The organism is Actinokineospora sp. HUAS TT18 (assembly GCF_051364635.1).
Classification (GTDB): domain Bacteria; phylum Actinomycetota; class Actinomycetes; order Mycobacteriales; family Pseudonocardiaceae; genus Actinokineospora.
Window position 1 is genome coordinate 506,437 of the sequence record NZ_CP195645.1, and the last position, 20,722, is coordinate 527,158.

At 65.1% G+C, this 20,722-nt stretch carries 8 protein-coding genes and 2 pseudogenes; 5 read left to right on the forward strand and 5 right to left on the reverse strand.

Going from position 1 to position 20,722, the window contains the following annotated elements; genetic code table 11:
- Nucleotides 1-117 precede the first annotated feature (117 nt).
- Entirely contained in the window at nt 118-7,161 is a 7,044-nt protein-coding gene (locus ACSHT8_RS02375) for an RHS repeat-associated core domain-containing protein (RefSeq protein ID WP_436497241.1), read from the reverse strand.
- 1,520 nt (nt 7,162-8,681) lie between these two features.
- Here ACSHT8_RS02375 and ACSHT8_RS02380 point away from each other — a divergent pair.
- From ACSHT8_RS02380 to ACSHT8_RS02390, 3 genes and pseudogenes are all read left to right on the forward strand, one after another.
- A complete protein-coding gene (locus ACSHT8_RS02380) occupies nt 8,682-12,170 on the forward strand; it encodes a hypothetical protein (RefSeq protein WP_436497243.1) in 3,489 nt (1,162 codons plus the stop codon).
- A 260-nt stretch (nt 12,171-12,430) separates the two neighbouring features.
- A pseudogene (locus tag ACSHT8_RS02385) lies at nt 12,431-12,724 on the forward strand (transposase family protein); the annotation flags it as partial.
- Nucleotides 12,725-12,796: 72 nt separating this feature from the next.
- Nucleotides 12,797-13,105: a transposase gene (locus tag ACSHT8_RS02390; RefSeq protein WP_436497245.1), complete on the forward strand. Its 309-nt coding sequence runs from the start codon at nt 12,797-12,799 to the stop codon at nt 13,103-13,105.
- Nucleotides 13,106-13,385: 280 nt separating this feature from the next.
- On the opposite strand, the pseudogene ACSHT8_RS02395 reads toward ACSHT8_RS02390, so the two are convergent.
- Nucleotides 13,386-13,538 (reverse strand): annotated as a pseudogene (locus ACSHT8_RS02395) (IS30 family transposase); the annotation flags it as partial.
- Nucleotides 13,534-14,169 carry a transposase gene (locus tag ACSHT8_RS02400; protein ID WP_436497246.1) on the reverse strand — a complete coding sequence of 212 codons (636 nt, stop codon included), beginning with the start codon at nt 14,167-14,169 and terminating at the stop codon, nt 13,534-13,536. The pseudogene ACSHT8_RS02395 and the gene ACSHT8_RS02400, both read right to left, overlap by 5 nt.
- 103 nt (nt 14,170-14,272) lie before the next feature.
- Between ACSHT8_RS02400 and istA the strand changes: the two genes are divergently transcribed.
- Both istA and istB read left to right on the forward strand, forming a co-directional pair.
- Nucleotides 14,273-15,886: an IS21 family transposase gene (gene istA, locus ACSHT8_RS02405; RefSeq protein WP_436501971.1), complete on the forward strand. Its 1,614-nt coding sequence runs from the start codon at nt 14,273-14,275 to the stop codon at nt 15,884-15,886.
- Entirely contained in the window at nt 15,883-16,656 is a 774-nt protein-coding gene (gene istB / locus ACSHT8_RS02410) for an IS21-like element helper ATPase IstB (RefSeq protein WP_436497248.1), read from the forward strand. Before istA ends, istB begins: the two co-directional genes overlap by 4 nt.
- Nucleotides 16,657-16,768: 112 nt before the next feature.
- Here the strand turns inward: istB and ACSHT8_RS02415 are convergent, their stop codons facing one another.
- A complete protein-coding gene (locus ACSHT8_RS02415; protein ID WP_436497250.1) occupies nt 16,769-19,426 on the reverse strand; it encodes a PKD domain-containing protein in 2,658 nt (885 codons plus the stop codon).
- Entirely contained in the window at nt 19,423-20,718 is a 1,296-nt protein-coding gene (locus ACSHT8_RS02420; RefSeq protein ID WP_436497252.1) for a LamG-like jellyroll fold domain-containing protein, read from the reverse strand. The genes ACSHT8_RS02415 and ACSHT8_RS02420 overlap by 4 nt, the downstream gene beginning before the upstream one ends.
- Nucleotides 20,719-20,722: the final 4 nt, after the last annotated feature.

Sequence of the window (20,722 nt, forward strand, 5' to 3'; positions counted from 1 at the left end):
ATAATATCCAATTCTGACATGGTGAGGAGAGCGCTCCACTCTTGGCCGCGTCGGATAAGTAACGCCAACGACTTCCCTGTCCGCAGTCACGATGGCAATGAACCATTGCGCTGGTTGCTACCTGATCGGTCGAGTCATGGCCATACCCGAACTTATGACAATGTTACCGATGGACGCATCTCGGCCGTCGCCGAAGGCGACATTGCCATGGCCCGCATGAACAAAACCATTTGATCGGACCACAAAGAGCGGGGCGCTCGGGCCTACCCCGAGCGGAACTACGAGGTCTCGACCGACTTGAAAGATTCCATAACTCCTTTGGCTTCCTCGGGGGTCAAACGCTGCCAGTCCGTGCCGGGTCGCCTCTGCTGCGACTATTGCCGCCTCCTGTTGTGGGAGGTTCATTTGACTGACCCCGCCGGCAACGGACTGCCTGGCGACGCCCGGGGACATGGTGCGCTGGCCAACTGCGTGCGCAATCCGTTTCCCCATTGCTTCGCCCGCGTCCTGCAAGTCTGCCACGCGCGAGTCATAGTTGTTTCCCAGTTTGAGCGGTTTGGCGGACCCGGATCGTCCACCGGCGTAGTTGGCGGTGATGTTCTGCCCGGCTTGACGGAGAGGCATTGCGTCCGCGTCGGTCCCTTGAATTCGGGTGCCGGGCTTGGGCGTGGGTTGTCCGGTGGCGCGGTTGGTCGCGCGGTGGCTGGTTGGCGCTCGTCGCTGATATGCGGGAGCGGCGCCGTCGTCACGGGTGGCGAGGACGGTGAGGGAGTCGAGGATGTAGGTGAGTCTGGTTCCTTTGACTTTTTCTCCGGCGACATGAGGGCTGCCGTAGGTCAAGGGTTCGTTGAGCCAGTTGATGACGCTCATGCCGTTGTTGCCGATGTTGCGTGCTGTGGCGTCGACGTCTTCGGTGGGTGTGGTGACTGCGCCTTTGGCGCAGGCGTACAGGCTGGTGCAGAGGCCGTTGGGGTCGTGGCGGTTGGTGGGGTTGTTGTCTGTGTAGGTGTAGAGGTTCGCGGCGCGGGGGTTGGTTTGGTTGAGGTCGGGCGCGTAGCGGTAGAGGGGGTCGCTGGATGTCCAGGAGAGGGTGAGGGGGTCGTAGTTGCGGTATCCGTAGTAGTGGAGTCCGCCGGTGGCATCGTAGTTTTTGCCGTTGAATTCGGTCGGGTATTTGCTGGCGGGGGTTCCGGCGTTGGTGAGTTGGGTGAGGAGTTCGCCGTAGGGGCCGTAGGAGGCGATGCGGCGAGTGTTGGCTCCGCCGTTGGCGGTGGTGGCGTCGAGGGCGAGGACGTGATGTCCGAGGGGAGTGGTGAGGTAGTGCTCGAGGGTGCCGGTGTTTTTGTCGCCGTCGAGTCGGGCGATGGTGTCGCCCGCCAGGGTGATGGTGTGGCGGTGTTGGGGGTTGCTGGTGGGGGTATCGGTGATTTCGAGGGGGCCGAACCAGCGTTTGGTGTCGATGGTTTGGCCGGTGTTGTTGCGGTGGACGGCGGCGATGCGGGTGTGGCCGTCGTAGAAGTACGTTTCGCTCTCGCCGGTGGGGCGGGTGACTTTGCGGAGGTTGGATCCGTCCCAGGTTTGGGTGATGGTGGTGGTGGTGCCGGCTGGGCCGTCGTGGATGGCGCGGGTGAGGGTGTTGCCGGCTTCGTCGTAGGTGTAGTCGCCGCCGACAGTGGTGTTGTCGGGTTTGCGTAGCGTCTTGAGGCGTTGTGGGTCGTTGTCGGCGCCGTATTCGTGGGTGACGTTGCGGGTGGGGACGCGGACGGCGGCGGGGCCCGCGGTGGCGATGTTGGCGCTGTTGACGCGGCCGCCGGGAGTGTAGGTGAAGATCCCGGTGTAGTTGGCGTAGTCAGTGCCGGTGCCGCCGCCGGTGCGGGTGGCGGTGAGGAGTTGTTGGCGGTGGTCGTAGGTGTAGTCGGTGGTCAGAGTGGGTTGTGTGGTCAGGCCGAGTTGTTCTTTGGTTTGACGGATTTGGCCGGTGTTGTTGTAGAGGTAATCCTGCTTGTAGCGCTGCTGGGTGCCGTTGTGGGCTTTGAGGCTGGTGGTGCGACCGAACCGGTCGTGGGCCCAGCTCATACTGGGGGTGGCGTAGCCGGTGGCGTTGTTGATGTTGATGTTGCGGGTGGTGACCACGCCGGCGCTGTTGCGGGTGTTGGCGATGGTCATGTCCTTGTTGGTGGCCCCGAGTTTCATGGTGATTGAGTTAGGGGTGCCATCACGGTCGTAGAAGGTCGCGACGGTGGGACCTTGGTGGGAAATAGTTCCGTCGTTGCGCACGGTGGTGACGGTGTGGGAGTCGAGGGTGCCGGTGGGGTGAAAGTCGAAGTTGATGACGACGCGGTCGTTGCTGATTCCGGAGCTGGCCGGGGTTTTGAGGGATTGGCTGGTGGAGGCGGAGTGGCCGCGGTCGTTGTAGCGGTTCTCGACGGTGACCGCGGGCGAGTCGGTGCAGACCAGTCGCCCGATCATGTGCGGGGCGTTGGCGGGGATGGTCGGACAGGGATCGACCATGCCGGGGTCGACTGGGGTTTTGCGGTCGTAGAAAGACTTCTTCACGCCGATGCGCAGCGCGTCGCGTTCGGTCTGGTTGAGCCCTCGATGAGCAGGGGTTTCGGTGAGAACGCGGCCGACGGCGTCGTAGGTGCTGGTGTGGGTGTAGGCGGCGGTGGTGCCGCCCAACGGTAGTGGTTCGGTGACCGAGACCATGTTGCCGTCCAGGTCGTAACCGTAGGACCAGGTGCGGCCGCCGGTGGTGATGGCGGTGCGGTCGCCGAAGTGGTTGTGGGCCAGAGTGGTCACCGCGCCGTCGGGGTCGCGGATCTCGCGGGTGTTGCCCTCCGGGTCGTAGGTGTAGGTGGTGGAGGTGAACACGTCGGTGCCGTCGGCGTCGCCGCTTTTCTCCCGTACCAGCGCGACTTGACCGAGAGCGTCCAGGGTGGTTTTGGTGACCGAGGCGGGGGAGGACAGGTCGGTGGCGTCCTGGGAGACGGTGGTGGTCAGCCCGTCGTAGGCGGTGTTGGAGAACACCAGGTTGCCTGGTGCGATCTCCTTGACCTGGGTCGGGCGGTCGAGTGCGTCGTAGATTGTCTGTATCGTCACTGTGCCGGGCACGGCGCTGGCGCTGGGCCGGTGGACCTTGGAAAGGCGCCCGGCGGTGTCGTAGTCGTAGGTGATGGTCTGGTCGGCCTGCGGATCCTGTTGTTCTGTGACACTGGTGGTCCGACCCAGGCCGTCGAGTGTGGTGAGGGTGTGGGAGTAGTCCCCGTCACCGGAGGCGGCCTCCATGGTGGTGGTCACCGGGTCGGCGCCGTCGGAGACCCAGGCCGCGGAGTCGTTGTAGGACGCCCGCGCGACCACCACCGCCGACCCGGCGGAGGCCGGGTAGGTGGTGGTCTCCACGGGGCGACCTAGACCGTCTACTTTGGACACCGTACGCTGCCGATAGGCGGCCTGGTCGAAGGTGCACAGTGGTGTGCCGTCGGCGCACACGTAGTCCGGGCCCTCGGTCGACAGGGTCGCCCCGGTGCCCAGGTCCACGGTGGCGGTCATCACGTGTCCGACCGGGTTGGTGGTGCGCACCACGTGCACCCCGGCGGTGTCGTATCCGTATTCGGTGTAGCCGGGGGCATTGTCGCCTCCTGCGTTCTGCGACTGCCTGGGCGACCACGACCTGCGTACCAGACCACGGTTGGCGCCAGTGCCCTCGTGGTAGGCGAACCGGGTGATCCGGTCGGGCGCTCCCGCGGTGGCGTCGTGCACCGTGATCTGATGGACTCGGCGGAACTCGCCGTCGAGGTAGGTGTACTCGGTCGACCCCAACGTCGTCGTCACCCCGCCCAACACGTGGCTGTTGGTGATGGTGGCGGGGGCGACGTTGAACGCCGACGGCGACCACGCCACGTTCTGGGTGACGCTGCCGCGCCGGGTCTCGGTCTGTCCGGCGCCGTTGGTGAACCGGGTCTCGGTTCTGCTCGGCAGTTCCATCACGTACTCGCCATCGACCGAATAGGACTGCCAGAAGGTTTCCGAGACTGTGCGGTCATTGCTCCATGAGCAATTCGACGCGGTCTGCCCCTGTGTGCCCTGACACATATAGGTGGTGGTCGTCTGCGGTAGCACGACCCGCGATGGGAACTCCGGGACCATGCCCGGGGCCCGCAGACCCGGCAGTTCCTTCACGTGATAGGTGGAGTCGACCACGCTCATCGTGTTCGGATGCTGATCCGGATTCGCCAAACCCAACGCGTCACCGGCGATGACCACCTCCCGGGTCGGCAGCCCCCGTGGGTCCCGGTCGAACGCGTAGCGGATGATCGTGGTCCGCGCGTCGGCGGCGTTGACCCCCTCGCGCAGCGACCGTACGTCGGCGTAGCCGCGGAAGACAGTCAACCCGTAGGGATTCGGCCCGAACACCGGCGACTTGTACACGTGCCGGGTCGCCATCGCGGGTTCCTGCCCGCCCGGATCCACGCTCACCTTCTCCGCGACCCACGCCTGCCGGGACACGTCCCGCACGTAGTCGATCGTGGTCTTGGCCCCGTACCCGTTGGACACCGTGCGCAGCAAGCGTGCCGGAGCCCGATAGTCATCGGTGGTGTTCAGGATTGGCTTGGCGTAGCGGACTTCCGCCGCGCCGTCATCGTCCATATCGGACACCAGGTCGAGCAGGCCGTCACCGTTGAGGTCCACCGCGCCACGCGTCTGCGTGTAGCGATAGTCGCCGCGGTCGGCGTACTGAGCCACCGTGCCCCGCGCGTCGATCCGACCGGTCAGCGAGGCGACCACCTCCGCCGAAGCGGCTGTTTCCCGCACCCACTGGCCACCACCGTTGGCGAACACCCGACCTGTCGTCCCGTCCCAGGACACCGTGTCGACCAGACCATCATAGTCCACATCGATCATCCGGGTCGTCCCGTACCGCTGCCCGGTTGTCGGATAGTGCTGCCAGTTCCGGTTCGACAGATCCGGCACCCGGAACGACGACATGTACTTCGTCGGCAGGTGGTCATCGCTGTAGTGAACCCGGCCACCGGCACCGGCTCCGGGAACACCGTTCTTACCACCGTCACTGCCCAGACCGGCGCCTGTGTTGAAGTCGACCTGCGCGTAATCCCAACCAGGCCACGCTTGGATCTGATCGGCCAACCCGTCGCCGTTGAGATCGACCATCGAATCCATCTCAAAACCCGTGTAGTGCGTCGGCGAATCGACGTCGTCGGCACCGGACCGCGCACGCCACACCCCCAACCGGTTCCGCGTCAGACAGAACTGGTCATTCGGGTCGTAACACGCCCCCTCCTCCGACGACAGCCCCACGTAGTGACCGAATGTCGATCCCGGCTTACCCGGCCGGACCTGCATGGTCCCCGGCGCGTCAGGGAACCCGTCACCGTTCCACTCCACCAGCGGATACGAACCCGCTCCCTGCACCGACCAATGCGCCGTGTAGCCACCGACCAGATTCTCCGACGGCACTGGCGTCACACCACTGTGCTTGTCCGGCCAGTCCGGGTGATACTGCTGGTTCGGGTGCGTCGGGAGCAGCCTCGACAACACTGTCGGCGTCGCCGCGAAACCCGAGCCCGTGTTCCGGTACACATACCAGTTCGTCTGCCGCTTGGTGATCTTCCGGGTCCCGTTGTGCCAAAGGCTCTCGTTCGGGTTCTCACTGTCCTTGTTGTGCAATAGTTCGTGCGCCACGAACTCCGTCGACCAGTTGGGGTCGGGCTGCTTGTTGCCGATCTCGTCCGCAGGCGGGTCCCACTCGTTCGGGTCCGGAATCCCATGGGTACTCTCGTACGGACAGTGGATTGAGGAGATGGGCTGCGACACCAGGTCCCGCTTCCGGTCGCCATCCACATCGATGTAGGCGTGTTGCACCTGCTGCATCGACCCCCACCCGGCGGTGGTGTCCCACTCCGGCTGCGCGGCACACGGCTTGGACGGATCACCCAACCAGCCACCGGAGTCATCCGCGCTCAGCGACCGACTCAACGAACAAATCAACTCGCCCGCACCAGAGGCTGGCGTCCCCGCCGCGACCGGCACATCGGCCATCGCGTTGCGCAGGCTGAACGCCGGGAACTCCGGATCGTTCTTCACAAACCCCGCGGTACCCCTGTTCAAATAGACGTCCACCATGCAACCCCCGGTGGCGGGCACAGCCACCGCCAGACTCGGAGCGCCCCCCGCACGCGCGAGGATATCGACCAAACCGTCACCATTGACATCGACGAACGACCGCGACATTGACTCGCCCGTGGCCTGCCCCACAGCCACCGCCCACGGAATCGACGCGGAACTATAGGTCCCATGCGGCAGCTTGGTCTCCGGCACCGCGCCGAAGGGCTGAGCGCTCGTCGCCCACCCACCAGGAGCGAACGTGTGCGTCTGCGGCTGATCCGGATTGGCGAACGGATGCTGCACCGTGTCCACCGACTCCGGTACCCGCAGATTCGCCACCGTCTCCACCGGCGCCTCATACTGCGACTCACCAGCATACGACGCCGCCTTGCCATAAGTGAACTCTGTCGGCGGCAACACCGTCACCGACCCGGAACCAGTCACATTCGGCGAATACACGATCTGCTGAACGGAGTCCAACTTCCGATACGGCGTCGTCGAACCCGCCGAACACGACGCGGCCGTCGAATCATAATTCAGGACGTACTCCCGAGCCGTAACCGACCCGACCGTTGGACCCGCCTTCGTCGCCGTCACGATTCGATTCAACTGCCGCGTCCCCGACAACAAGCCGAAACCGAACCGATAACTCAAGAGCGACCCGACCGCAGGCGACCCCGCGTTCGGATCCCCGCAGAACGCCGGATCGCCCCACTGGAAGTACACCTGCGCGTAGGCGTACCCCGTACCTGGCGACCGATACTCCACCGCGGTCGGCAAAAACTCCTTAGGATGCTTCTCTACCGACGGCGTGGCCGACGTCCTCGACACCGACGCGTAAAAGTACTTCAACTCATGCCCATCACCATCGACAACGCTCATCAACGGCGCATACGCGAACGGATGCCGCGCCTTCTCCCCATACTGCGACACCGTCCCATCCGCATGGAAAACCCGCCACCAATGCGGCTCCGACTCCACATTCCCCAAAAACTCGAACCGATCAAACGATCCAGAATTCAACGCCCGATACACCACACCCCCCTCCGCCGAAGGGGCGCCGCCCTGACGAACCAACAAATTCCCAGCTGGCCCAACAAAATTGGGCGGATTGCCCGCTGAATCCCGCGCCGGCCATTCCGCCCGCACCGACCCAGCCTCCGGATCCACCGAAATCACCGGAAAGCCCAACCGCCAACCCGCCGCGACACCCCCATGCACCGACCCAGCCGACGAATACACCAACCGCACATCCGGCGCCTGCCCACGACGACCGACCGGAACCGTCACCGGATACGAAAACCCAAACGAGCCATCACCCCCGACACCGCCACCCCCACCCGCCAACGCCACCACACCGGGAGCCACCCCAGACCCCAAGAACGACGAATTCCCCGAACGCTGCGCATCACCCACCGCAACACCAGGCCAAGCCGCCACCCCCCCAATACCAAGCGCGGCAGCCAACAAAACCGTTAACCGTCGAGACAGAGAGACCCGAAACCGACCAAACCGACCGGGGTCAGCCATGACGCACACTCCAGGGGCAATCAACCGCACCCGCGGCCAGCCCAACGGACCGACCGGGCCACCACCACCGCCTCGTGACGGCTTCTTCTCACCTACGACCACACAACTTGATCCGGACCGCGGGACTGTGAACGTGCGGTGCCTCCGTCAAGGAGTTCGAACGTCTCTACAACCTTGCGCGCCTTGCCGCGGGGCTTTGACACGGGCTGTTCCGGCAGGCGGTCGTGTATCGACCCGAACACCCCAGGCCGGGGGCTGGTGGTTGGGTGCTACTGGCCGTTGCAGGCGCTCGGGGGACTGGGACTCGTTGGGCCACGCGGGCGCGGCGAGCGTTTCGCTGCGTGCGACGCCGCGGTTGGCACGGGACGACGCGTCCTGCGCATTTACTGTGCGTACGGCGCGCCGCCCACGTGAGAGCACTGATTGTGCTGACGATCGTGGCGCGAGCCAGCCGCAGGGCTGCACCGCTTCGAACGGCTCGCGGCCTGGGCACCTATATCGCGCGGTCCTGTCGACCGCTCCCTCTGTTAACCACACCCGCCTCCCCACCAGGAACACTACGACCCGCGACGCGCCTGGCGACCGCGCACTCGCGAGGTCGCCGCACGCCCGGAACATCACACCGCGGTCCGCTTGCACCACAGGGCCATCGGGATCCTGCGAGCGACTCTCGCCAGACCTCAGCCCGGCGGGTCAGGCCAGATCCACCGATCTTGGAACCAGTCCCAGCCGCCCTGCTTGGATCGAGCTGTGGCAAGCCGGCCCTCAACGTCGGCGGTGACCACAGGCCGTCCCGTCGGTTATGTGTTGCGGGAAGCAGCCTGGCGTTGGTCGCGTTGGCGCCCTGACGCGACCAACCGGGCCTGGTCGAGCCAAGTGGCCTTCCACTCGACCGTCGGCACCGGCATACGTGCCGCGATCCACGGAACCGCCCCGATTCGTAATGTCGCTGTTCGCTCATTTCTCTATCGAGTAGGTGGTGTCATGTGAGGCGCGTCATATTGTGGCTGGTGGCGGTGGTGATAGCGGTGACCGGCGGGGTGCACGGTGCCACGACGGCCGTAGCCGACCCAAACGACTATCCGCGGAATTCATGCGAGTTTTGGGGGTGGTCCCCAGAGGCCGAAGTGGTCACGTATCACTCGGATGCGGACTACGAGCACAAGGCATTTCTGAATTGCCAGTTGCCCGGACCGAATCCGACACCGGATTACGAGGTGACGGTTTCGTACGTGGATCAACCGCCGGTAGTGTGGTGTTTATCCAACTGGACTACCGTGGATATCGGCGTATTGCCGCGACATGCGGCGGCGCGCGTGCCGGGCGTCATCGAACAAATCGGGCAGCCCCGAATCAGCAGTGGGGATTGCGGTCCAATTCAGGGGCCGACCGAACAACCTCAAGTCGAGGTAGCGGGTCGGGTAGTGTTGCAGTACGACGACGCGAACGCGCCGAACCGGGAGATCAAGAAGGCTCGGTACGCCTTGAAGGGTCTGATTCTGGATAGCACGGATCCGAACGCAACTCCACAGTGGCGCACGATCCATCACGGGCCTGGCAACTCCGGTCCGGCGGTTGAGGGCTTCCTGGACGAGGACGGCGGATTCGTTCTGGACTTCACATACCCGGCGGTGAGTTATCCGCTAGGCGGCGGCGACGTCTATTACGGGTGTGAATGGCGTCGGCCGTACCCACGGTTCGACCAGTGGGGCGCATGCCTAGACGGCGATCTCGTGTTGGAGGTCTACGCCGACAACGGGCAGGGGTTGACGGTGACCAACCCGTCCGGACAACCAGCGTTGCTGGCGTCGATCTCGCTGGGCGCGTTCTATGAACGCCCCAACCACACGTATGTCGTCGACAGCGACGCCGCGCACGCCTACCGGGGTGCATATCACGTCGTTGATTACACTGCGACTCTTCCTATGGAGCAGCGCCTGACCCAGGTGGATATCCACCTCAGTTCGAACCCCTTCGAGTCGGATAGATATGACCATGCCACTGGCCAAATAAGTCTCAGTAACAGTGCGGTCCGCGGTTCCATTCCAGAGTTTCTGACAGCTCTGAAATACTATCATCAGCTGCTCGGCGAGGCTTCTCCGGGAGTACCCGCCGACTGCCGCTACTACCTACTCGCGGAACCCACCAGCCCGGAATGCGCTCTGCAGCTCGGGTTCGCTGCGGCCCTGGCCGAAGCCACGGCTGAACCCTTTCCCGTTCCCGACACGATCGAAATGGGATTCACCGGCTACGACATCGAACATTGCGCTCTCGACCAGCCCGACGGCCCTGCTGGTCCCGAACCCTGTACTCACGAAGGCGGCAGCGTCGGCCTGCGCGTCGCCGCAGCGCTCAAAGACCTGACCGACACCACCAACGAGACCGCCGACAGTGAAACTGGCAACGGCTTCGTCGACTTCGCCGACTACCCTTTTGACCTAGTCATGAGCATAGTCGCCGAAGGTCAACCGCTCGACATCGACCAGTTTTGGGACGACTGGCGCCTCCGGCTCAGCTCGGGCGACCGGGCAATCATGTTCATGAACACTCTAGAATACACCGACCTCCAAGACGAGGAACTGGCAACCAACGCCACTGGGGATTGGGCCACACTTGAATGCGCGACGTGCCGAGACAGAGATGTGGTCAGCGCAGCACCGAGCACTGGCGTCGACTTCGGGCTGTCCTGGAACCTGGGCCGATATGTCACAGCGCCAGGAAGGTACGACATTCTTGTTCGCCTCCCGGCCGGACATCCCGATTATAACAGCGACGTGTGCTACGTATTCACAACCGACGGCCACATCGAACCGATCTGTGGGGTCAACCATGTCACAGCTTCGGATGGCTGGCTCAATCTGCGGCCCGAGGGCTTCGTAGGAATACAGCCGAATGTGGAATCCACGTTGCGCGTGTCCGCGGCGAATCCGCCAGGCGGCGCCATTAATGTTGACGCCGTAATCATCGCTCCACATGATGACGAGATTCCTGGCGGCGTCCGCGTTCCCGTAACCGCCACCGGGAAAATTCACACCTTTGTCAACAGTCGGTTCGAGAAAGAACGCCTACTGGGCGGCGCCAGGTATGAACTACTATGCGAGTGCCACGATGGCAGCCCATCGAGCCCGCTACTAGAGCGGCCTGTCCTCGATTCGATTGGTCCAGATGGAGTCCCAGTCGGCAACGAAGTGGCTGGATACGTGCTGCCGGACGGCACTTTTGAGGTGACGTTCGCCTACCCCAACCAGGTGGTGCGGAGCGACGGTACCGTTTGGACCGGATGTGAACTTCCCGCGAATCCGATACCCTTTCTCGGCAGTTATGCGTGCGAAGATTCAAGCCTTTTCCTCAGAGTCTACGCCGAGGACGAGTCCGAGGATAGTGTCGTCGAGAATGAGAGTGGCGACACCGGTGTTATCGCGGACATTCCTCTTGGGCACTTTTTCATGCGCAGCCCGGAGGAAACTAATTACCGCTCGCAGACCGCCGAGGGGAACGCGTATGGCGCCATCCTAACCGTGCGGGAGCTGGTTGGCGCAGACCTCACCTCGTCTGCTTTTATCAAGCTGGAAGACGTAGAGGCTGCGGATTATTCGCCAATTACGAATACGATCAGGGTTCCTCGCCAAAGCGCGCTCGGTACCTCGCCGGAACACGAAATGGGCCATCTCGTCCAGGAGAGAATCTCTCTCTTCTCCACAAGTGCGCCCGATTGTCGTGATCATACATTCTCAAAGGTCACTAACCGCCATTGTGCTTTCAAGGAGGGTTTCGCCAATTTCATCGCCGTCGCGAGTGAACACGCGTACGCCCCAAGTAGTTCATCGCCGCCACTTTTCCATCAACTGTACAATCTTGAGAGCTGCGATCCGGAAAGCTGCGCAAATCGGGGACCTGATGTTGAGGGCAGTGTCGCGATGGCGCTCTGGGATATTTATGATGACACGCCGCTGGAGTACTACAACGGATTTTTCGATTCTGAGCCCGCCCATCCGGTCGGCGACATCACCGCCGCAATGCGTGAAGCTGATGACCTCTCCAGCTTTGACGCATTTTGGAATACGTGGCGCCGACTACACCCCGAGCAAGAAGAAACAGCGTTTATGAACGCTCAAATTTATACCGCGTTGTCAGACGCGTCAGTCGAATCCGGCAACCCGCAAGGGGATTGGCGGCAAGCGCTGTGCATCATTGATTGTCTGAATGAATCTATGATGTACGGAGTTGCGCCAGCCAGTCTAACGTGGAACGTCGGATCTTCGATCAAATACGAGCACGAGTACGACATCTGGGTCAAGATATTGCCCGCAGCTGCAACCGCCACTGTGCAGTACCGAGTTACTACCGTATCGGGCGAGGAGACAGTCACTGTGGATCAAGCAAGTTCGCCGCGCTGGGTCAACCTTAAGAAGGAGGGATTCAGGCTTGGCCACGATGGCGGCGCCAAGGTCACCGTGTCTGGAGAATCCGGAATTATGATGGCCGACGCACTCGTCGTCGTTCCACATCTACAATAGCTTTAATGGGTCGTGGCGGGGTGGGCTGCAAGCGTGCGACACGCAGCCCACCCCGCCACTACTGATGTGGCGACTGTTTGTCACAGTCACTGGTCGAGCGGCAGTCCGGAACCTTGCGTCGCGTCATGCAGATCCGACAGCGAGACGTCGTCGATCACTGCCGTGAACCCGGAGCTGGAGACTGATGCAAAATGGGCTCTGGCGCACTTTCGGTGGCGTTGCGTAGCCTGGCTGGCCAGCGTGCTTGTCATGATTGTTTGGTGGTTGAGACGGCGAAGCTGGTCGGTGTGGTGTTTTCGGGTCTGTCCGCGCTGTCGATCGAGGGTGTCGAGGACGCTGGTGATGTGATCGTGGTGCGTGCGTCGACCAGGGGCGATTCGGTGGCGTGTCCGTGCTGCGGGACGCCGACGGGCCGTGTTCACGCCTTTCATGAGCGGGTCCCGGCGGATGCGCCGGTCGATGGTCGCCGGGTGCTGGTGAGGTTGCGGGTTCGCCGGATGCGATGTCCTGTCGCCGTGTGCCCGCGCCAGACTTTCCGGGAGCAAGTGCCTGGGCCTTGACCCCGGATGTTGGACACCAGACGCACTTGGGCCCTGATGGTCCGGGTGGACAGGAGTCCCGCACTGATGGCGGTGAAGCACTACCCGCCGGAGTTCAAGGCCGAGGCTGTCGCGCTTTACCGGTCCCGGCCGGGCGCGACGATCAGGTCGGTGGCCGAGGATCTCGGGGTGAACTCCGAGACGTTGCGCAGCTGGATCCGGCTCGACGAGCAACGGCGTGGCGACTCACCGGTCGCGAGCGGGGCGGCCCCGACGTCGCTTGGGCCGGCGGAGGGCGAGAACGCCGCGCTGCGCAGGCGCGTTCGCGAGCTGGAGGAGGAGCGCGACATTCTGCGCAAGGCGGCCAAGTATTTCGTCGGGGAGACGCGCTGGTGAACCGCTTCGGAGTTGGCCGATCGCGGAGTGAAGCCTGCGCGGTTGTACCAGAATTCGATGTATCGGGTGATGTCTTGCCGTGCGGCTTCTCATGTTCGATAGGCAGTGCGGTTGATACGCTCGTTTTTTTAGGGTGCCGAAGAATGATTCGGCCATGGCGTTGTCGTAACAGCTTCCGGTGCGACCGCCGGAGCGGCGTAGTCGGAGTGTGGTGAGGGTGGCCTGGTATTCGTTCGACATGTAGTTCCTGAATTCAACCGGTCGTCGCAACACCGTTGGTTTAGATCGATGGTAGGTGATCGTTGAGCGCTTCTGCGGGTGTCTTCCAGTCAAGTGTCTTGCGGGGCCTGGCGTCGAGTTCGTCGCGGCTCCAGCGGGACAGGTCGGTGCCCTTGGGGAAGTACTGGCGTAGCAGTCCGTTGATGCTTCTATGTCAACTCCGTGTGCGGGTGGCGGGTGATGTGGTGGTTCCAGGTCGTGTGGTCGGTTGTCATCGCCCGGTGGATGACGTCGATGAGGTGGCGTTGGAGGATGCGGCGGGCGCCGCGGGCGCCTTTGGCGGGTTCGTGGCGGTCGAGTAGGTGTCGCGCGTCTGGGTGGAAGCGTTTCTGGACGATCGCGGCGGTGTAGAGAACGCTGTTGAGTCGCCGGTTGCCGCCTCGATGTAGGCGGTGGCGTTCCTTGTCGGAGGAGTAGACGGGGATGGGTGCGCATCCGGTGTAGCGGGCGAGCTTGGCTGAGGTGGTGAAGCGGGTGATGTCGCCGATCTCGGCGACGAGGACCGCGGCGGAGTTGTGGCTGATCCCGGTGATCTGCAGCGGGGTGGGCGCCAGCGGTGTGACGAGGTGCCTGATGGTGGTGTCGAGGTCGTGGACGCGTTGGTTGATGTCGCCGATCTCGTGAGGTTCCCCCCGGTGTCCGACTCCCGGGGGGAACCTCAAACCCACTAATCCGGTCGATCGCGTCTGTTCCGCTTCTCCTGTGTCGGCGCTCACGGATTTCCCCAGGTTAGGGCGGTTGTCGCTCACGTAATTCCCCAGGTCGGCGCTCACGTAATTCCTCACCTGTTGGTGGGCGTGTCGTCGTTGGTGTGGTCCTCGCAGGACGAAGGCTGCCTCCGTTGGATCGAGCTGACGGAGGCCCGGATTGGCGAGGAGAACGTTCAACGTGGTCGACGTGACCGAGATCTTGATCCATTGGCATGCGGGCAGGTCGCAGAGTGAGATCGCGACGAGTCTGGGGGTGGACCGCAAGACGGTGAAGAAGTATGTGGCCCCGGCGGTGGCGGCGGGGTTGGCGCCGGGCGGGCCGGCGAAGCCGGCCCGGGAGTGGGAGGAGTTGGTGCGGGGCTGGTTCCCTGGGCTGGCGGACATGCGGTTGCGGCAGGTGACGTGGCCGGAGTTCGACAAGCACCGGGACTTCATCGTGGCGATGCTGGCCGCGGGGGTCACCAAGCAGACGATCTGGCAGCGGTTGGCCGACGAACACGGCCTGTCGGCGAGCGTGGCGTCGTTGAAGCGGTATGTCGCGGCGAACCTGCCCGAGGAGGACCGCCGAGCCCAGGTGACGGTGCTGCGGGACGATCCGCCGGCGGGTGAGGAAGCCCAGATCGACTACGGCTATCTCGGGTCCTGGACGGACCCGGTGGGTGGTCGGAAGAAGCGGGTGTGGGCGTTCGTGATGGTGCTGGCCTGCTCGCGGTTGATGTTCGTTCGCCCGGTGCTGACGATGGACCAGCGATCCTGGACCGAGGCCCATGTCGAGGCGTTCGCGTTCTTCGGCGGGGTCCCGCACCGGCTGGTTCCGGACAACCTGCGCACCGGTGTCGACCGCACCGACCTGTATGACCCGAAGATCAACCGCTCCTATGCGGAGTTCGCCGCCCATTACGGGACCCTCGTCGACCCGGCTCGGCGCGGCAAACCGAAGGACAAGCCGCGGGTGGAACGGCCGATGCCCTATGTCCGGGACTCGTTCTGGCGGGGCCGCGAGTTCACCTCGGTGGCGCAGATGCAGGCCGCCGCGGTCGTGTGGTGCCGGGAGGTGGCCGGGCGGCGCTCGGCCCGCCCGCTGGCCGGTGCCTCGCCGATGTCGGTGTTCGAGGCGGTCGAGGCCGACGCGTTGCTTGCGTTGCCGCGTAAGCCTTTCGTCCTGGCGACGTGGTCGGCGGGCACGATCGGCCCGGACATCCATGTCAAGGTCGGCAAGACGCTCTATTCGGTGCCGTGGCGTCATATCGGCCGCCGGGTCGATGCCCGTGCGACCGCGACGATGGTGCAGATCTTCGATGCCGGTGAGTTGATCGCCACCCACCCGCGCAAACCGGCCGGGAAACAGACCGATTTCGCTCACTATCCGCCGGAGAAGATCGCGTTCAGGATGCGGACCCCGGTCTGGTGCCGCTCCCGCGCTGTCAAGGTCGGGCAGGCGTGTGTCGCGGCGATCGCCGAGCTGCTGGAGGTCAACGCACTGTTCCGGCTGCGCGCCGCCCAGGGCGTGCTCGGGTTGGCCGACAAACACGGCCCCGCCCGGCTCGAAGCGGCCTGCGCCAAGGCGATCGCGGTCGGCGACCCGTCCTATCGCACGATCAAGGGCATCCTCGCCGCAGGCCTGGAGGCCGACCCGCCCCGACCATCCACCGGTGACGGTGGCGCCGCGGCGTTCCTGCACGGTCCTTCGCGGCTGTTCGTGAACGTCGTGGCCATGCCCACCGCGACCCCCGTGCCCGGCGCGGACACCGCCACCACGAACGACGAGTCGGACACGGAGGTGTCGGCGTGATCATCGACGTCGCGCTCGAACAGGCGCTGCGCAACCTGAAGCTGTCCGGGATGCTGCAAACCCTCGACGCCAGACTCGCCCAGGCCCGAGCCGGGGAACTCGGTCACATCGAGTTCCTGCAGGTCCTCTGTCACGACGAAGTCGCCCGCCGCGAGTCCCAGGCCATCGACCGGCGCATCCGCCGAGCCCAGTTCGAGGAACAATCCACCCTCGAAGGCTTCGACTTCGCCGCCAGCCCAAAGCTGCCCGCCGCGCAGATCCGCGACCTCGCCGCCCTGCGCTGGCTCGCCGCAGGCGAATCCGTCGTCCTCTATGGACCCGTCGGTGTCGGGAAGACCCATGTCGCGCAAGGACTCGGACACCTCGCGATCCGGCAGGGCGCCGAGGTCAAGTTCACCAAGACCAGCCGAGCCCTGGCCACCCTCGCCGGTGGACACGCCGACCGCAGCTGGGACAAACGACTCCGCGAACTGGCCAAACCCGCCGTGCTCATCCTCGACGACTTCGGCATGCGCGAACTCACCGCACCACAAGCCGACGACCTCTACGAACTGATCTCCGAACGCGCCGCCGCGGGCCGCTCGCTGATCCTGACCTCCAACCGCTCGCCGGTGGACTGGTATCCGCTGTTCCCGAACCCCGTGGTCGCCGAGTCACTGCTCGACCGGCTCATCAACACCAGCCACCAGGTCTTCATGAACGGCCCCAGCTACCGACCCAACAAACGACCCAACCGGGCCGCCCAACGACCCCAGGAGGCCACCGGGTAGAACATCACCAAGGACCCACCACCTGCGGAATTACGTGAGCACAGGCGCCGGGAATTACGTGAGCGCCGACATCCTGTGTCGTCACGTGTCGGTTGCTGATGATGTGTGGGGTTTAGGGGTTGGTGAGGGCGTGGGTGCGGTGGTTGTTGATGTGGGTTTGGGTGAGTGCGGTGGTGTAGATGGTGGTGTCGTCGATGGTGTAGGTGCCGGTGCCGGTGGTGGTGAAGCGTTGGCCGATGGTGGTGTAGGTGAAGGGTTGGTGGTGTTGGGTTTCGGTCCAGGTTGTGTCTTGTTGGCCGTCGATGTAGAGGGTGACGGTGGTGGGGGTGCGGACGAGGGCGATGTGGTGCCAGGTGTTGTCGGTGATGGTGGTGGTTCCGGTGTATTCGCGGTTCCAGGTGGTGCCGGGGGTTTCGGTGGGGTTGGTGAGGTTGAGGGTGAAGGTGGCTTTGCCTGTGGTGGTGATGCCGAGGTAGGCGATGCCGGTGCTGGAGGTGGTGGTGGCGTGGTCGGAGATGAGGCGTTGGATTCGGTTGGTGGTGTTGGTTTTGACCCAGGTTTCGAGGGTGAGGTGTTGTTGGTTGGCGAGTTGGAGGTTGTTGGGTAGGGCGATGCGGCTGCCGCCCGCGACGGGGAAGGAGACGGCGGTGTCGGGGTGGGCGGTGGCTCCGGTGAGGCCGAGGGTGGGTGGGGTGGTGCCGCCGTAGGTGCCGTGGCGGTTGTTGCCGGAGGCGTCGAGGGCGGTGGTGGTGCCGGGGGTTTCGCCGAGGCGCCACCAGCCGAGGGGGTTGTCGGCGGTGATGGCGTCGCAGTAGGCGCAGCCGCTGCCCGTGGGCGGGTCGCTGACGGTGACGGTGATGGTGTCGGTGGCGGTGGCGCCGGTGGAGTCGAGGACGGTGAGGGTGGCGGTGTAGGTGCCTGGGGTGGTGTAGGTGTGGTTGACGCTGGCGCCTGAACCGGTGGTGCCGTCGCCGAAGGCCCAGATGTAGGACAGGGCGCCGGTCCCGGTGCCCGACCCGGTGAGCGTGACGGGTTGGCCGGTGGTTGCGGTGGTGCCGGCGTTGGCGGTGGGTGCCGCCGGGGGTGGCGGGGTGGTGCCGGTGCCGGTGTTGTGGTGGGTGGCGATGCGTTCGGCGGTCAGGGCGGTGGTGTAGACGGCGGCTTCGTCGATCTGGAAGGTGCCGGTGGCGCCGCTGACGAGGAACCGCTGCCCGAGCGAGGCCCGCACGAACGACTGGTGGTATTGGGTTTCGGTCCAGGTCCCGTCGGCCTGGCCATCGACGTAGAGGGTCACGCTGTTGGGGGTGCGGACCACCGCCAGGTGGTGCCAGGTGTTGTCGGTGATGGTGGTCGACCCGATGTAGTTGGAGCGTTCCCAGAACGTGCCGGGCGCTTCGACGGGGTCGAGCAGCCGGATGTGGAACTGGGCTTTGCCGGTCGCGCTGACCTGGAGCGCGGCGTAGCCGTTGTTGGAGTTGGTGTTGTCGAAGTGGTCGGTGATCAGACGCTGCACCTTGCCGGTGACCCCGGTCTTGACCCACGCCTCCATGGTCATGTTCGTCTTGTTCGCCAGGTTGAGGTTGACCGGCAGCTCGACCCGGCTGCCGCCGGCGGCGGCGAACCCGACCGCGGTGTCGGCCTGCCCCGCCACCGCGCCCACCACACCCAGGACCGGTGCCGTGGCGCCGCCGTAGGTGCCGTGTTTGCCGTTGGGCGAGGAGTCCACCGCGCTGGTGCCCGACGCTTCGCCCAGGCGCCACCACCCGGCCGGGTTGTCGGCGGCGACCACATCGCAGTAACCACAGCCACCCGGCTGGGCCACGGTGATCACCACGGTGTCGGTGTCGGTCACGCCCTGCCAGTCGGTCACCGTCAACGTCGCGGTGTAGGCCCCGGCGGCGGCGTAGACGTGCTCCACGGTGGCGCCGGCGGCGTTGGGGGTGCCGTCACCGAAGGCCCAGCTGTGTGACAGGTTCCCGCCCGTGGAGCCGGTGCCGGACAGAGTCACCGGCGCTCCCGCGGCCACCGTGGTGTCCGCGCCGGCGTCGGCGACCGGCACCGCCGGGTGCACCGTCACGGTCACGGTGTCGCCGGCGGTCTGCCCGGCCACATCGGTCACCGTCAGCGTCGCGGTGTAGACGCCGGGGGCGGCGTAGACGTGCGACACGGTGGACCCGGTGCCGGTCTGCCCGTCACCGAACGCCCAGGCGTAGGTCAGGGCGGTGCCGGTGGACCCGGCCCCCGACAACCCGACCACCGCACCCGCCGCGGCCGTCAGGTCCGCCCCGGCCGAGGCGACCGGCGCCGGCGGGTTGGTGACGGTCACGGTCCGAGAATCGGTGGCGGTCTGCCCCAACCCGTCGGTCACCGTCAACGTCGCGGTGTAGACCCCCGCCGCGGGCCACGCGTGACTGACGGTGGAGCCGCCGGCGGTGGTGCCGTCGCCGAAAGCCCACTGGTAGGACAACACACCGAACCCGGTACCCGACCCGACCAGCTGCGACCACACCCCCGTCGTGGCCACCGAATCCGCCCCCGCGTTCGCGGTCGCCGCCGCCGGCGCCGCGGGCGGCTGGCCGCTGCCCGCGGTGTAGTGCGCCGCCACCCGCGCCGCGCTCAACGCCGTGCCATACACCGCGACCTCGTCGATGGTGGCGCCGCCACTGGTGTAACTCGCCACCGGGAACCCGATATCGGTACGCGACATCGCCTGATGCCGCTGCGGCGCCGACCACGTCGCGTCCGGCGCCCCGTCCACATACAACGTCACCGACGACGGAGTACGCACAAGTGGTGCCAGGCGTTGTCGTTGACCGTGGCGACAGCGGTGTAGGAGGCGGTGAACGCCGCCCCATCACTCGGGTCGGGCAGATTCACCTGCAACCGGGCCTTACCACCGGCCACCCCCAACCACGACCCATCGGTGGTGCTCGCCCCGTCACCCACCAGCCGCACCGTGTTCGCGGTGTCGGTCCTCACCCACGCCTCCAACGACACCTCGCTCATCGCCGAAGGCTGCAGATTCGGCAACGCCACATGCGCGCCGTTGCCCGGAGAGAACCGCGCGGCCTTGTCATCACTACCGGCCAACGCCCCGGCGAACCCGAGGCTGATCCCCGGACCACTCGTCGTGTACGTACCAGTACCACCATTCCCCGACGCGTCCACCGCGGCGACACCAGTCACCTCACCCAACCGCCACCACCCCAACGGCCCATCAACGGACACCGCATCGCAATACCCACAACCCGTGACCGTCACAGTGGCGGTATCAACCCCACTGGTCTCCCACACCACGCCGGTCTGAGCACCGAACCTGCCGACCTCGCGGATCTTCATGGTGACCTTCGCCGTGAACGACCCAGTGGTCGGGTACGTCCACGACAGACTGTCCACGGTGGTCGTGGCGTCGACGGTGCCGTTGTTGTCGACATCCCAGTCATAGCCCAAGATCTGTCCGCCGGTGACGCCCTTGGTCGCGGTCAGGGTGACCGGTGACCCCGCCACCGCCGTGAACGATTCGGTCGAGGTGGTGCCGTTGGTCAAGGTGACCGTGGGCTGATTGGGGATCTGGGTGACCTGCGCGGTGTCGTGGCGTTCGTTGCCATGTCCGTCGCGGCCCTTGGCCAGCAGGGTCGGTTCGATCGCCGAGTACCCGCCGTAGGTGTAGGGCGCGTTGGGGGAGGCGTTGCGCCAGATCGTGTACTGCTCGGGGCAACTGGCCCCGCAGAACAGCGACATCGGGTCGTCGAGCCGAGAGGGCTGCATCGACCACTGCGTGGTCAGCGGCCATCCGGTCTGGTCGTTGTCGGTGTCGCTCATCGCCGCGGTGACCGGGCCGGTCAGATCACACCGGTTCTCCCCGGTGTTCCACCGGCAGGTGTAGGGGCCGCCGGCATCCACCGTGGATGCTTGGCCGCGGGTCACGGTCAGGCGGAACTCGTGCACCGTCGACAGCCCGGCCGAGTCGGTGACCTTCAGTCGTGCCTTCTCGTAGGTCGCGCCGTTGCGCTGGACCTGCACCGTGTCCGCGTCCGGCCCGGAGGCGTGCGGCACCCACACCGCC

Excerpts from the sequence above, each read along its gene's own strand:
- ACSHT8_RS02390 (WP_436497245.1), top strand. The coding sequence starts at position 12,797 with ATGGCGGTGAAGCACTACCCGCCGGAGTTCAAGGCCGAGGCTGTCGCG.